This is a genomic window from uncultured Marivirga sp. (genome assembly GCF_963974845.1).
Taxonomy (GTDB): Bacteria; Bacteroidota; Bacteroidia; order Cytophagales; family Cyclobacteriaceae; genus Marivirga; species Marivirga harenae.
In genome coordinates this window covers 501,541-516,399 of sequence record NZ_CAXBEQ010000003.1, presented here as the reverse complement: position 1 = coordinate 516,399, position 14,859 = coordinate 501,541, and the positions used below count along the sequence as shown (strand labels likewise).

General features: G+C 36.5%; 13 protein-coding genes. 2 read left to right on the top strand and 11 right to left on the bottom strand.

The genetic code is table 11. From position 1 onward, the window contains the following. Window positions 1-49: 49 nt before the first annotated feature. From trxB to AAC601_RS09700, 10 genes are all read right to left on the bottom strand, one after another. On the bottom strand, window positions 50-1,018 hold the full coding sequence (gene trxB, locus AAC601_RS09745; protein ID WP_340153126.1) for a thioredoxin-disulfide reductase: 969 nt from the start codon (window positions 1,016-1,018) through the stop codon (window positions 50-52). 121 nt (window positions 1,019-1,139) lie between these two features. Continuing rightward, on the bottom strand, window positions 1,140-2,003 hold the full coding sequence (locus tag AAC601_RS09740) for an RNA polymerase sigma factor RpoD/SigA (RefSeq protein ID WP_013452378.1): 864 nt from the start codon (window positions 2,001-2,003) through the stop codon (window positions 1,140-1,142). A 103-nt stretch (window positions 2,004-2,106) separates the two neighbouring features. Then, a complete protein-coding gene (gene pnp, locus AAC601_RS09735) occupies window positions 2,107-4,248 on the bottom strand; it encodes a polyribonucleotide nucleotidyltransferase (protein WP_340153125.1) in 2,142 nt (713 codons plus the stop codon). Between the two features lie 148 nt (window positions 4,249-4,396). Continuing rightward, window positions 4,397-4,672 carry a 30S ribosomal protein S15 gene (rpsO, locus tag AAC601_RS09730; protein WP_303269084.1) on the bottom strand — a complete coding sequence of 92 codons (276 nt, stop codon included), beginning with the start codon at window positions 4,670-4,672 and terminating at the stop codon, window positions 4,397-4,399. 72 nt (window positions 4,673-4,744) lie between these two features. Continuing rightward, window positions 4,745-6,364, bottom strand: a complete 1,620-nt coding sequence (locus AAC601_RS09725) for an LptF/LptG family permease (protein ID WP_340153124.1) — start codon at window positions 6,362-6,364, stop codon at window positions 4,745-4,747. Window positions 6,365-6,471: 107 nt separating this feature from the next. Continuing rightward, the gene (locus AAC601_RS09720; RefSeq protein WP_340153123.1) at window positions 6,472-7,464 is read right to left on the bottom strand and encodes an alpha/beta hydrolase; all 993 of its coding nucleotides are present in this window, start codon (window positions 7,462-7,464) and stop codon (window positions 6,472-6,474) included. 10 nt (window positions 7,465-7,474) lie between these two features. Next, entirely contained in the window at window positions 7,475-7,834 is a 360-nt protein-coding gene (locus tag AAC601_RS09715) for a DoxX family protein (RefSeq protein ID WP_340153122.1), read from the bottom strand. A gap of 40 nt (window positions 7,835-7,874) precedes the next feature. Next, on the bottom strand, window positions 7,875-8,324 hold the full coding sequence (locus AAC601_RS09710; protein ID WP_303269079.1) for a MarR family transcriptional regulator: 450 nt from the start codon (window positions 8,322-8,324) through the stop codon (window positions 7,875-7,877). 151 nt (window positions 8,325-8,475) lie between these two features. Continuing rightward, window positions 8,476-10,968: a PIG-L family deacetylase gene (locus tag AAC601_RS09705; protein ID WP_340153121.1), complete on the bottom strand. Its 2,493-nt coding sequence runs from the start codon at window positions 10,966-10,968 to the stop codon at window positions 8,476-8,478. 157 nt (window positions 10,969-11,125) lie between these two features. Beyond that, window positions 11,126-11,518 (bottom strand): hypothetical protein, encoded by a 393-nt coding sequence (locus tag AAC601_RS09700; protein WP_340153120.1) that lies wholly within the window; start codon window positions 11,516-11,518, stop codon window positions 11,126-11,128. Window positions 11,519-11,669: 151 nt separating this feature from the next. Between AAC601_RS09700 and AAC601_RS09695 the strand changes: the two genes are divergently transcribed. Both AAC601_RS09695 and AAC601_RS09690 read left to right on the top strand, forming a co-directional pair. Further along, entirely contained in the window at window positions 11,670-12,545 is an 876-nt protein-coding gene (locus AAC601_RS09695) for an alpha/beta hydrolase (RefSeq protein ID WP_340153119.1), read from the top strand. Window positions 12,546-12,638: 93 nt separating this feature from the next. Next, window positions 12,639-13,361 carry a tetratricopeptide repeat protein gene (locus AAC601_RS09690; protein WP_340153118.1) on the top strand — a complete coding sequence of 241 codons (723 nt, stop codon included), beginning with the start codon at window positions 12,639-12,641 and terminating at the stop codon, window positions 13,359-13,361. Window positions 13,362-13,472: 111 nt separating this feature from the next. On the opposite strand, the gene AAC601_RS09685 is transcribed toward AAC601_RS09690, so the two are convergent. Further along, on the bottom strand, window positions 13,473-14,495 hold the full coding sequence (locus tag AAC601_RS09685) for a medium chain dehydrogenase/reductase family protein (RefSeq protein ID WP_340153117.1): 1,023 nt from the start codon (window positions 14,493-14,495) through the stop codon (window positions 13,473-13,475). Window positions 14,496-14,859 lie beyond the last annotated feature (364 nt).

The window sequence follows — 14,859 nt, the reverse complement described above, 5'->3', positions numbered from 1 at the left end:
ACATTTAAAAATTCATATAAAAAGGAGGGCAAAACCCTCCTTCAATACTTTAAGCTTTTTCGGCTACTTCTTGCTCTTCTAATTCATCTTCTTTCTCTGCCAAGAACCTTTCGGCATCCAAAGCGGCCATGCAACCAGTACCTGCAGCTGTTACAGCTTGTCTGTATACAAAATCTTGAGCATCCCCTGAAGCAAAAACTCCTTCTACTTTTGTTTTCGTGCTTCCTGATTTAGTCTCAATATAACCAGCCTCATTCAGATCAAGATACTCTTTAAATACTTCCGTATTGGGTTTATGTCCAATAGCTACGAAGAAGCCTGTTGCTTTAATCTCAGATTTCTCTCCAGTAATGTTATTTACTACCCTCACTCCTTCTACCTCATCCTTTCCTAAAACTTCTTCAGTCTCTGTATTCCAAAGCACTTCAATATTTTTAGCTTTCATTACACGCCTCTGCATGATTTGAGAAGCTCTCATTTCATCCCTTCTAACCAAGATGGTTACTTTATTACAAATATTTGATAAGTAAGTAGCTTCTTCAGCAGCTGTATCTCCAGCGCCAACAACAACTACATCTTGTCCTTTGTAAAAGAAACCATCACAAACAGCGCAGGCAGAAACGCCCATCCCATTCAGTCTTTGCTCTGACTCCAAACCTAACCACTTAGCAGAAGCACCGGTAGAGATTATAACCGCATTGGCTGTGATTTCATGTTTATCATCCACAATAGCTTTATGAGGATATCCGCTAAAATCTACTTTTGTTACCATACCAAATCGAACATCCGTTCCGAATCGTTCGGCCTGCTTTTGGAAGTCCACCATCATCTGCGGACCGTTAATTCCATCTGGATATCCAGGATAATTTTCCACGTCATTGGTGATAGTTAATTGACCACCAGGTTGTCCACCTTGGTACATCACTGGGTTGAGACCAGCTCTAGCTGCATAAATTGCGGCAGTATATCCAGCAGGCCCTGAACCTATTATTAATACATTTACTTTTTCTTCTGTCATAACGCTCAATAATTTCTTAAATACTGTTACGGTCTTCTGCTAAAACAGATGTGAATTTAATTAATTAAATAAAAAAAGGTCTTATTCAAGACCTTTTTATGTATCATTTGTTACGAAAATCTTATCCTAAGTAAGGCTTCAGAGCTTTACTTCTGGAAGTATGTCTAAGCCTTCTGATGGCTTTCTCTTTGATTTGTCGCACTCTTTCTCTCGTTAAGTTGAATTTCTCCCCTATTTCTTCAAGAGTCATCGAATGCTCACCATTCAATCCAAAGTAAAGCGTGATTACATCAGCTTCCCTTTGAGTTAAAGTAGATAAAGCTCTTTGCACCTCTCTTCTCAACGAATCATTCATTAATTCATCATCAGGAGATTCTTCACCATCGTTTTCCAATACGTCTAAAAGGCTATTTTCTTCACCTTGTACGAATGGCGCATCCATTGATACGTGACGGCCAGAAATTTTCATTGTATCAACTACTTCGTTTGAAGTAACCTCTAAAACTTCTGCTAGCTCATCCGGAGATGGCTCTCTTTCAAACTTTTGCTCCAAAGTAGAGAAGGTTTTAGATATCTTATTCAAAGACCCTACTCTGTTCAATGGAAGACGAACAATACGCGATTGCTCCGCCAATGCTTGCAATATGGATTGTCTGATCCACCATACTGCATAAGAAATGAATTTAAAACCACGTGTTTCGTCAAATCTTTGTGCTGCTTTGATCAAACCTAAGTTTCCTTCATTAATCAAGTCTCCTAAGGATAAACCTTGATTCTGATATTGTTTGGCCACAGACACTACGAAACGCAAATTGGCTTTTGTCAATTTTTCAAGTGCAAGTTGATCACCTTGTTTAATCCTAACGGCTAAATCTACTTCCTCGTCAGGAGTCAACAAATCTACTTTCCCTATTTCTTGTAAGTATTTATCGAGGGATTGACTCTCCCGATTGGTGATTTGCTTGCTAATCTTGAGCTGTCTCATTAATTATTATTAAGTTTAAATTTTAACGAACTCTTAACATAGAGAAGGAACCAAACAGTTCCTTCCTTATATCAAAAATGTAAATATTTCTCTAAAAATGAAATTATTTCTCTTCTTTTTCTGGCTTCGGTAATAAAACCTTTCTTGATAGTCTTAATTTACCAGTCTTTTTATCGATGTCGATCAATTTCACTTTCACTTCCTCTCCGATCTCTAAAATACCGTCCAGGTTTTCAATTTTCTCATGCTTTATTTCAGAAATATGAAGTAAACCATCTTTTCCAGGCATAATTTCAACGAATGCACCATAAGGTTGAATTGCTTTCACAATTCCATCATAGACCTCACCAATTTCCGGTTTAGCTACGATGCCTTTGATCCATTTCACTGCTTGATCCAAAGAATCTTTGTTTACAGCGAAAACATTAATTTTACCACCTTTTTCCGTTTCTTCAATTACTACAGTAGCACCAGTAGTCTTCTGAATTTCTTGAACTACTTTACCGCCAGGGCCAATTACAGCACCAATCATTTCTCTTTCGATTTCGATATTCACGACTCTAGGAGCATTTGGTTTGTAATCTTCTCTTGGAGCAGCAATAGTCTTCAGCATCTCATTTCTGATATGATCACGACCAGCTTTTGCCTGGTTTAAGGCTTCCATCATCAATTCTGAAGAAAGACCGTCCACTTTGATATCCATTTGACAAGCAGTAATACCTTTTTCAGTACCAGTTACTTTAAAGTCCATATCCCCGATATGATCTTCATCTCCTAAAATATCAGAAAGAATAGCGTATTTACCTGTCTCTGCATCGGAGATCAATCCCATTGCGATACCTGAAACTGGGGCCTTGATAGGTATTCCAGCATCCATTAATGCTAATGAACCAGCACAAACAGTAGCCATAGAAGATGATCCATTCGATTCCAAAATATCAGAAACAACACGGATTGTGTACGGCAATTCGTCTGGAGTAGGCAATATTTGCTTTAAAGCTCTTAAAGCAAGGTTACCGTGTCCTACTTCTCTTCTACCAGGACCTCTATTAGGTCTTGCTTCACCTGTTGAAAATGCAGGGAAGTTGTAATGTAATATAAATTTATTATAGCCAGAATGAACGGCACCATCCACCATTTGCTCATCAAGTTTGGTACCTAATGTAACTGTGGTTAATGATTGCGTTTCTCCTCTAGTGAATACAGCAGAACCGTGAGCAGATGGAAGGTAATCGATCTCACTCCAGATAGGTCTGATTTCGTCTAGCTTTCTGCCATCAAGTCTATTGCGAGTTTCTAAAGTTGCGTTTCTAACCGCTTTTTTCTGTGTAGCGCTTAAATAACTTTTTGCTACTGATAAGCTGATTTCGGTATCCTCAGGCAAAGAGTCAATATAACCATCTTTTATTTCCGAAAATAATCGAGCTCTTTCGGCTTTATCAGCAAGTCCTTTTGCTGCAATGTCAAAAAATTGTTGATAATATTTATCGTAGATTTCTTTTTCTAGTTCAGCATCCGGCTCTTCTTCGTGATTATATTCACGTTTTTCCGTTTTGCCGGCATCTTTTGCCAAGTCTAGTTGAGCTTGACATTGAAGCTTTATTGATTCATGAGCGAAATTGATAGCTTCTACCATCTCTTGCTCTGAAATTTCTTTTAATTCGCCTTCTACCATCATGATATTATCAATGGTGGCGGCCACGATCATATCAATATCAGATTCTTCTAACTGCTTTGAATTTGGGTTGATGATCATTTTACCATCTACTCTACCTACTCGCACTTCTGAAATAGGTCCAGCAAAAGGAATATCGGATGCAGTTAAGGCTGCAGATGCTGCTAAAGCCGCTAATGCATCTGGCAAATCGTTTTCCTCTAATGAAAATAGCTGGATCATCACTTGTGTCTCAGCATGGTAATCAGAAGGAAATAATGGACGTAAAGCTCTATCCACTAAACGCGAAGTCAACACCTCATAATCAGAAAGTTTTCCTTCTCGCTTTAAAAAACCACCAGGTATCTTACCAGATGAAGCAAATTTTTCTTGGTAATCTACTGACATTGGAAGGAAATCAACTCCTTCTCTAGCTTCTTTATTGGAAACAACTGTAGCTAATAAAATGGTGTTTCCCATTCTTACTTCTACAGATCCATCAGCTTGTTTAGCTAATTTACCTGTTTCTATGCTTATTTCCCTGCCATCAGGTAGGTTGAATGTTTTTTTAATCGCTTTTGGTATAGCCATAAATAATATTTTTTACTGTTTTCTCGTCTTGTTGTTAAATTTCCGCATTTGCTATACACGTCCTGTATAAGATGTGGTATTCGTAATGAGGTGATTATAATGGAAAAAGGGAACCAATATGATTCCCTTTTTATAAATGAAAAGTGATTTATTTTCTTAAACCAAGTTCAGCAATAATTGCTCTGTATCTCTCAATCTCGTTTTTGTAAAGATAATCCAACAATCTTCTTCTTTTACCTACTAATTTCAAAAGACCTGTTCTTGATGAGTGATCTTTCTTGTTAACTTTAAGGTGCTGGGTCAAATGACCAATTCGGTAAGTAAAAAGCGCGATTTGAGATTCAGCCGAACCCGTATCATTTTCTGCTTTTGACCGACCATGATTTTTGAACAGCTCTTTTTTCTTTTCTGTGTCTAAATACATAGTTAGCGTTTATTAAATTATTTTAAAACAGCCGCAAATATACGTATATTTTTTTATGAACAAAAAACCAATTTATTTTTCCTTTTTAAAAAGTCTGAAAAATTTATTAATCTTTACTGCATAATAGTCTGTCTCAAATAATCTGGAATCATTTCTTGCTTGTCTTAGAAAAAATAGACCAAAGGGAAGCAACATAAAATTAGAGGACCAAACTGCCCAGAAAGTGCTGATATCTCCTGCCCTTCCCAACTTAATTCCTGTAGTATTGATCACATAAGAAATAATAAAAAACACTATGGAAACAATTACGGGAAAGCCAAGCCCTCCCTTCTTAATAATAGCCCCAAGCGGAGCGCCAATTAAAAACATGACTATGCAAGCCACGGCATCAGAAAGTTTCTTGTTGGCCTCAATGTCATAAACATTACTCTCAAATTGCCGATTCTCAATTCTTTTATTTTCGCCTTTCAATCTGTTTTTTGCAAATCTGGGTTTATCTACTATATTATTATTGCCTCGGTTTCTACTTTCAAAAGCACTGTCTGCTCTCGCTATGAGGGTTGAATCATAAGTGGTAATTTTTTCAAGTTCAAGAGATTTTTTTTCTTGTTCAAATTTTATACCACTCTTCAACTTCTTTTCATTTAGATTCTTACCTGCACCTTTTACAGGAACCACATCTGAACTTGTTAATTGCTCATTTTCAAGAACAGTTGAATCCGAATTACTTGAGACCGTATCCTCTTTCATTTGTTCCCATATAGCAACTGTCTGAGGTTTTATATCATCGACATCTTGCATATGCATATTAAAAAATCTAGGAGTGTATCTGTATATAGTTCTCTTTGATTTGATGATATCGGTATTCATTGAATCCACATCATATCTCAACTCCCTTTCACTCTTCATCAAACGGTTAGATGAAAACAATTCTTTATCGGTTCTTTCCATTTCAAATGAAGCCAAGCTAAAAACCACTTTGTTATGCTGAAAAATATTACGTATATAATTGGAAGGTTCATTTGGTTTATCAGCATCTTCCTCCGTATAGCTTTTACCATCAAACAACTCCATTACGAGGTATTTATCACCTAAAATGGTATACATTAAAGCAGAATCGGCCAGAATTATTTCCGTATTCCCCTTTTTATCAGAATGATTGTAAATAATAAGATCTCCAAGCGACTTATCATCGTCATACTTTTTATTGGCCTTAATACTGTAGCCTGGGATTCCTCCATAAAATGCTCCCTCCTTAATGTCAATAGATGGTTTCTTTTGTTTGATATCATAAAGTAAACTATAGGCTTCCAAATTAGCTTTGGGCACAATAAAATTATTAGAATAATACACCAAAGCACTCAAACAAACAACAAATACGAAAAGCGGTCTAAGCACGCGGACCAAGGAAATGCCAGCACTTTTAATAGCGGTAAGCTCAAAATGCTCCCCCAGATTACCAAATGTCATCAGGGAAGAAAGTAACACCGCCAATGGAAAAGCAATCGGGGTCATATTAATACTGAAATAGGCAATCAATTCGGCAAAAACAGTAAAGCCTAAATCTTTTCCCACAAAGTCATCAAAGTACTTGAGCATATACTGAGTCAACAGTATGAAAACCACCACAAAAAAGGTGATTAGGAAGGGACCTATAAATGACCTCAGGATTAATTTATCTATTTTTCTCATTCAAAAAACTATGAATTGCAATGTTCAAACAATATCTATTTAAAATCGAATTGCAAAGAAACAAGAATTATGCTAAAGTTTACAAAAATAGAGGTATTGTAAAAATATTATTCTAATACACTCTTCAAAAACACCCAGCTACTGTCTCTGACACCCACCCAGTCATAAGAACGTAGATCAGAAGCGATCACATGATTAGCAGCTTTAGGAAAAGCTAGCGCCTTTTTCTGTTCCGAAGGGAGCTGTTCAAACATTGCCTTCATAGCTGGAACTGAAACCACATCATCTTGATTCTCCTCATCCTTGTAATAGTAAGCCATAAAAACTGGACACTCTACTGCCTGGAAAATTTCAGTTGTCATACTTTCGTGAATCATACTAAAAAGAGAAAAATATGAGTCTAAATGATAGTATTCAGACCAAAAAGCAGCAACGGAATCGGGTCTAATTTCACGGTTCACTTCTCCTCCCATCACCCATTTTGTTAATGTAGTACCCCATGGGCCTAAAACCAATTTTTCATCTGACGGATTTTTCAAGGAAATATAAGGGGAGTATAACACTAATGCTTCCACGGTTTCTGGAAACTTAGCAGCCAGCCAGATCGCTTGGGCCGCACCTGTAGATGTTCCTATTAATACCACCTTTTCGCCTAGAAGTCGACCAATCGATAAGGCCTCCATAGCTGACATCATATAAGATTCTGGAGTTATCCCTTTAAATGAGTTTTCTGAAGATAATCCGTGACCGATTTGGCGGGCTAAGAATAAATTGGCTTGTAAACTATCGGCTAAATTTCTATGTACGGGATTTCCTTCTTGATGACTTGCACCAAAACCATGAAGATATACTATAGAATATTCAGTCTGGCTTAATTTTTCGTCAAACCAAACCACCTGAGCTTGATTATCTGATTTTATGTTTTTATTCTTGACTTCCCTATCATTAATCCATCTTTCCAAAGTAATAATATCAGCGGGAATTTCAGGTAGGTCCTGAGCGAACTTTGGTCTCTCAAGTTTGGGACCTGCGAAATAAAGCACAACTACGGCTACAATCAGTAAAATCACTCCAATAATAATCCTTTTGAAAACTTTCATTCCTATGTTCTTACTTGTCTTTAAAATAATTTCCTAAAATAAATGCCCCACCGGCTAGGGCAACATCCTTTAATAAAGAGCTTGCTGCTAACTGATCTCCGTCCATAGCCAACGGTAAGTGCACGAATACTGCAAAAATTAGCAACATAATGGCAAGAAGATTAGACACCAATTGAATTTGTTTTTTGATTAGAATACTAATTCCTGCTGCAATTAAAGCTGCACCAGTTAAATAGACCCAAAATGTCTGTCCAGGAATAAAAGAGGGTACCACATTTTGAAACGACCTTGTGTTTACAAAATGAAATACCCCAAAAATTACCATTGGAATGGCAAAAAGAAATCTTCCAATATTTGCTATCAGGTTCATTTTAATAAAATTTGATTAAAACAACCCAATATATAAAATATTATCCTCTTATTTGATCTAATGCTTTATTAACTGCTGCTGCGTCTGCTTCAGACAAAACCATTTCTTCATTATGAAAACCTGAAAGTTCAGGTTCAATCTCCTGCAACAATTTCTGCCCAGTGGTAGTAATAACAACATCAACCTGTCTCCTGTCATACATGCAGGTAGAACGCTCAGCCCATCCCTTTTCAACTAATTTATCAACTAATCGAGAAGCATTGGACATCTTGTCAAGCATTCTTTCTTGGATAGACGAAACCGTAAGTGGATCTGGGAATTTTCCTCTTAAAATTCTTAAGACATTGTACTGGGGAGAGGTTAGTTTATGCTTTTTGAATATTTTGTGCTGTACCGAACCAATCCAATTAGCTGTATAAATCACATTCAAAATGGCCTTTTGTCTTTCATTTTCAAACTTCGACTGCTTAATTTCTTCTTCTAACTTCATTTCTATTCTTATTTTAATTCAATCTGCATTAACAAAAAATTACTTTACTATGTATTGTCAATACATTAAACACGAATGTATACTTTTTGTTTACATGTTTGCACATTTAATCGACCAAGTGCACATATTTTTTGATAAACGGATATATAAATTAAGGATTTAGCCTCGGAGCTAATAAGTTAGCTAGTAATCTGTAAGCTCCTGGCACTCCTGCAGGAAGCTCTCTGAAAAAACTTAAGCCTGTGTACACAAATTTTCCTTTTCCATGATCCGCTATTAATAAAGCACCTTTTTTGGGGGTTTCATTTGGATCATTCCCAATTAAAAGTGGCGTATAAGCTTTATCCCAATCATCTGGAAAATAAAGACCTCTTTCTTGTACCCATCCAGTAAAATCCTGCTCTGTAATTTTATTGGGATAATTTAAAGCAGCATGATCAGGATCAAGGAAACTCATCGGGGACTCTTCAACTGTAATTCTGTCTCTTGAAAGATTCAAGGGATAAGGCCAAAAATCAGTATCTGGTAAACTATAAGTAGTATTGTATTGCACCATATAAACTCCCCCTGCATCCATATATTCATTCATTTTCTTATAATGGATTTGTAGCGCCTCGTTAACATTATAAGCTCTAATTCCTGCTATTACAGCATCATACTGTTTTAATTCATCAATTGAAATATTCTCTATATCAATAATTTCAACTTTGTAGCCCATAGCCTCTAAAGCCTCGTCAACAGCATCTCCTGCTCCTTCTATATAGCCGATTTTTTTTCCTTTGATTTCCACATCGGCTAAAACCAACTGCTGTTGAGCTTTCCTTAAAATTACTTGGTTCGGAATATGGTCGTATTGTATTTCCTGAACTTTGTAGGCTGAGAATAAATCATCACCCATCCTGACAGAAGCATTTAAATCAAACTTCCCGTATTCTTGACTGGATTCTACAGTAAATCTAAATTCCTGTGTACTACTCTTGGGTAGATCTTTAAATTCCAATTTATTTTCAGATTCCAATAATTTCCAGCCCTGAGGTAAATCTAATTCAAGTTTGGCTGAAAGCTTATCTTTTAAAGCCTTCACTTTCACCGTCAATTCCTTTTGTTGGCCATTGGAGGTGAAAATAGAAACCTCTTCACCAAATTCTACTGAGACTGGAGGCACTATATACAATGGCTGTATGATTTCGCCATTAATTCGATCCGAAGTTTTATATTTTAAAGGACTTTTAAAACTAAAATCATTGCCGTTAATTTTGAGCCTTATCTCTACTTCAATGGCCGCAGGATTCTCTGCTTGTCCAATTAACTTTTGATTGTCAACTTCATACAATCCATTTGCAGACGGCTTATCTAGCCAATAGGGGTTTGAATAAGAGAATGTCTCTGGAATATTTATTACAAACTTCTCTAGCATTACTTGGTTATTCTTCAATGCCCCTGAAATAGATAGATTCTCCTCTAAATCTTTAATAGCTGCAGCTACAAGATTAATTTCGGCATCTGACCGATTCACCAACTCTAAATTCACACTAATTTCATCACCTGGTGCTGCATAAGGATTGTCATGATAGAGCAAGTGATAGAGTCCAGCACAATCAAGAATCAGCTTTTCAATAGCTCTCAATTTGTCATTTCTGACCGCTGATTCCTCTAGTTTTTCAATTAAATCTTTTATTACGAATAGTTGATCTATGGATTTTCCAGGTGCTGTAGGTTGAAAATCGTTAACCAATTTGTCAACAGCTTTTTGAATAGACTTCCCATTTTTAAAGTTAGTCCATGAGTGATCGATGCCAGCAAATAGCGCTTTGTCATTCGCGGGTCCACTCCAATATTCAAAATACTCTATTTCATCTCCCCTATTGCCGGCAGTCCCAAAAGCTTGAGATTTATGCCTGCTTCTGCTAAGCGCTGCCATTTCAGTATAAGAAATGCCCAACAACGGAGCATAACCCCCAGCATTATCAGTGACGTATTTTGATTTATCGAAGTCTCCACTTCTACTAAAAAACCATGAAGAAGTATTCCAATAGATTTTCTTGGGTTGCCAGGTGTTAGTCAGCTTCAACTGCTCAGGAAAAGCATTTTTATCACCAGCCAATTTGAATGCCTCATGGGCTAAAATTGCTGAAGCGGTATGGTGACCATGTGTGATTCCAGGGGTCTTATTAAAACGAGTCACTATAACATCCGGCTGAAAATTACGAATTGTCCAAACCACATCAGATAACACTTCTTCTTTCCCCCATTTATTAAAAGTCTCATCCGGATTCTTCGAATACCCAAAATCGTTGGCTCTAGTAAAAAATTGCTCTCCACCATCAATATTTCTAGCTGCCAATAGTTCCTGAGTACGAATTAAACCGAGCCCTTCTCTTAATTCAGGACCTATTACATTTTGTCCTCCATCCCCTCTAGTGAGAGAAAGATAAGCTGCTTCAAATTTTTTACCATTTTCTACATAGGCAATAAATCGGGTATTCTCATCATCTGGATGAGCCGCCACGTACAAAACTCTTGTGGTATATTGCAACTTTTGCATTTGATGCAATATTTCTGAAGAGGGTGCAGGTTCTTTTAATTGCGCTTTTGAAGTAGCTAAAAAACAAGTAAGAAGGAAAATTGATAAAATAAATTTCATGTGTATATCATTGTTTTTTAACTGTCACACGGAATTCGCGACAAATATTCATCAGGGGGTTAGTATAAATTCACCCTCGATTATTTGTGCTCATTTCATTGAATTAATTTTTAATGCGATTTAAAGAAAATACAGTCGAAGACCAAATCATTATAGTTTAACGGCTTTTTTCTGATTTGAATGCCGCCAAAACGATAGCAAGTAAAGGAAGCAACCAAACCAAGTCATTCATTAACAAATGAAACATGAATTTCTTGGTAAACGCTGATTCCATGATTAATAGATAGACCGCGATACCTCCCATTAATTTTGCCAGAAAGGAAAGTAATATGAACCATTTGAATTTCAGCGGCTTTAAAAACCCCATAAAAAGCATCACTGCGACTACTAAAATGCCAATTGCCTGATATGAAACCCATTGATTTTCAGTTTGTGCTCCATCAGTCATCCATTTAATATAACTATTAGGACTCCAGAAAAGAAACACTGACCACGCAACATTATATACCGAGGCTATTAGCAAAACTCCTCGCATCCAGGCTTGTATCATATTCTTATATTGTTAATTTGATTCAAAATTAATATTTCACTTTATCAATCCCTATATTCTTATTTCTTAATGTAAATTTAATCCAACTTAATTCATCTAAAGCAGTAATAAGAAAGAGCTAACCTATCATTGTTAAAATAGTTAAAGTGAAATGTTAAAAATACAAGCTATAAAATTACCTATCATCACATTTTCAAATATTCTCCTGTTTTTACTCTTTTTCTCCTTCGGTTGCAAAGTGACCAAATCAAAAGACATCAATTATATGGAGGAAGGTTTCAATCAAAATTTTCCTGAAAAGCAATTAAATATCTTCTCTCCCAAGAAGGCCGCAGAAGCAAAAGCTGTTTTCATTTTTGTTCATGGCGGTAGCTGGAATTCTGGTAAAAAGGATTTGTACGATTTTTTTGGGAAGAGATTAGCGCGTAAAGGAATTGTAGCCGTAAACATCGATTATCCATTGAGTCCAGAATATATAATTTCGGATATGACTATGGCAGTTGCAAAATCTGTAAAATGGGTAAAGGAAAATATAGAGGACTACGGTGGAGACCCTAATCAAATCTATATTTCTGGTCATTCTGCAGGTGGACATTTGGCAGCGCTCATCAGCGTGAAAGATGAATATTTTCAAGAATTAGCAATAGAAAACCCTATAAAAGGCGCCATCTTAATTGATGCAGCAGGCTTAGATATGTATAACTTCTTAAAGAAGAAGAATTATCCCGCAGGCACCTCATATTTAAAAACTTTCACCAACGATTCTGAAATCTGGAAGCATTACTCTCCTATTTACTATATAGATGAAAATGACCCGCGTCTGCTGATTATGATGGGAGAAAAAACGTTACCGGGTATCATCTCCAGTACTGATCGATTCTTGACTGAATATAGAAAGATAGAACCGAATCCTAATTATCACTTACAATCAGGGAAAAAGCATGTACCCATGATATTGCAATTTTTCAATAGAAATAATGAAGCCTATGATTGGATTGATTCTTTTATCTCAGAAAACCAAAAATAAAGGTGAAATCCAATATTTGACAAACCCAAGAGTCTTTCATTAGTTAAAACTTATATAGTTTTGTGATCATTCTATTTCTCTAAAATAATTTTTATGGAAGATATTAACATACTCTTAGAAACTGCCTCATCCTATTGCCAGAAAGGTGATTTTAAACAGGGGATTCATTTGTATTCTCAATACATTACCCAAAACAATCAAAACCCTATGGCTTATTATCAAAGAGGGAAAGCTTATTTTAAAATAAAGGATTATCAGGCGGCCCAATCAGATATGAGCAAAGCCATAAAACTCAAACCATACAGTGCTGAGCTTTATGCCGAGAGAGGTCTGATTTATTATATGGCTAAGCAGCAGGAAACTGCCATGAATGATTTTAATACTGCTGTGGAAATGGAACCAGAAAACCCTTTCAGATATGCTAGTAGAGCTTTCATAAAAGATCATTTGAATGACTTAGAAGGTGCCAAAAAAGACTATCAAAAAGCATTGGATTTAGATCCCGAAGATGCTATTTCCCATAACAATCTTGGATTAGTATTAGGAAAAATGGGCAATCATAAAAAAGCAGAAATGCATTACGAAGATGCTGAAAAACTTGACCCAAAAAATTTCGGAATGAGCAAGTCTAAGGAGAAAAAAGCCGATGTCACTCCTCAGCCAAAACCAGAACCTGCACCATTGCCTAGCATTAAGTCAGATCAAAAAGAAAAAACAAAACCTAATTTTGGAAATACAGTGAAGGCCCTATTAACGTCCTCAGAGGAGAGAAAAGAGTTTTGGGATTTTGTGAAAGGGAAAGTGTTTGGTGGTTAGAAGTTGGAAAGCAAAAGGTGGATGATGGATGTTGGATATGGGGTGAGATCTTGAAATTTCAGGTTCTAGGATCTATACTCTAGATTCTAGACTCTAGAATCTAGATCCTAGCTAGTCAATCGTTAACACTACCTTACCCATGGTTTTTCCTGACTGAAATAGTTTTAAAGCTTCATGCATTTGCTCAAACTTGAATCGATGGCCGATAAAGGGTGCTTCCATATCGAGTGCTTCCAGTTCTTTCAGAATCTGTTGCATTAACTCCTTCTTCTCATACAACCAGATCAAATTGAAACCTAGAATCCCCTTATTAGTCTCAATCATTTTCTGCGGATCTATTTTGGGCCTTGTAAGATATAACCAAGCCAATCGTGGCCAATTGGGTGAGTTACTAGTACCTCCGTAGCGTGCTGAACCATAATTCACTACCCTTCCCTGCGGTGCCAGCATTTCATAACCAATCTCAAAAATCTTCCCTCCTATACATTCCATAATTAAATCTAGTTCTCTGCCGCGTAAGGCTTCCTCCAAATCCTTTTTAAAGTGTTTCGAACGGACTATATATTTTTGATAGCCCTCCTTTTTCAAAAGATCAATTTTTGATGCAGAACCAATACTACCAATAGTAAAAGCACCTATTTTTTGTGCCATCCTATTTGCTAGTAAACCAACTCCGCCAGCTGCAGAATGAATTAACACTGTACCCCCCTTTTGCAAATTTCCCAAATAAAACAATCCGTAGTAAGCGGTTAGTGCCTGGACCAAAAAAGAAGCACCTTCCTCGTAAGACCAACTTGCCGGTATTTTATTGACGTAAGCACTGTCAATATTAATATGAGAAGTATAAGCACCGAAACGCGTAACGCCCATTACACGATCTCCAACTTCAAAGTCTTTTACTTCTGAACCTTTGGCAATAATCTCGCCTGCATATTCTAAGCCTGGAATAAAAGATCCTTCCGGAGTCGCACTGTATAAGCCTAGAATGGCAAAAACATCAGCAAAATTCAGTCCCACAGCCTTTACCTTGACCTGTACTTCATCTGCTTCTGGACTAGCCAATTCTTCTTCAACTAGTTTTAGTCTATTAAAAGACCCTGCTTTATGTGTTCTGTAGGATATTCTCTGGGGCATTGGAGAGTAATTTTAAACAAAAATACGGAATGAAGATGATTATTGAATGATGAAATCAGGGAATTTTGCGCTAAAAAAAGAGAAATCATTATAATTGGTCAGACCTTAAAATAGGGGAATACCACAGAGATAAATTAACTTAGATCCGAATTAATAATCCAGAATTACTATATATTACTTAACGAGCCAACGACCAAACTTCTTTCTTACCACAATAGAGTCAAAAGAAAACAATAGAGTTTTAGTTACAGCTAAAAACAAAAAGGTGTTATGCTCAAAGCTAATTTTTCAATTCTAAAATTCGTGATCCGTAATTAATCAAATATTGCTATTAATTCCTTGCTAAGCCTTTTATATTTGCAGG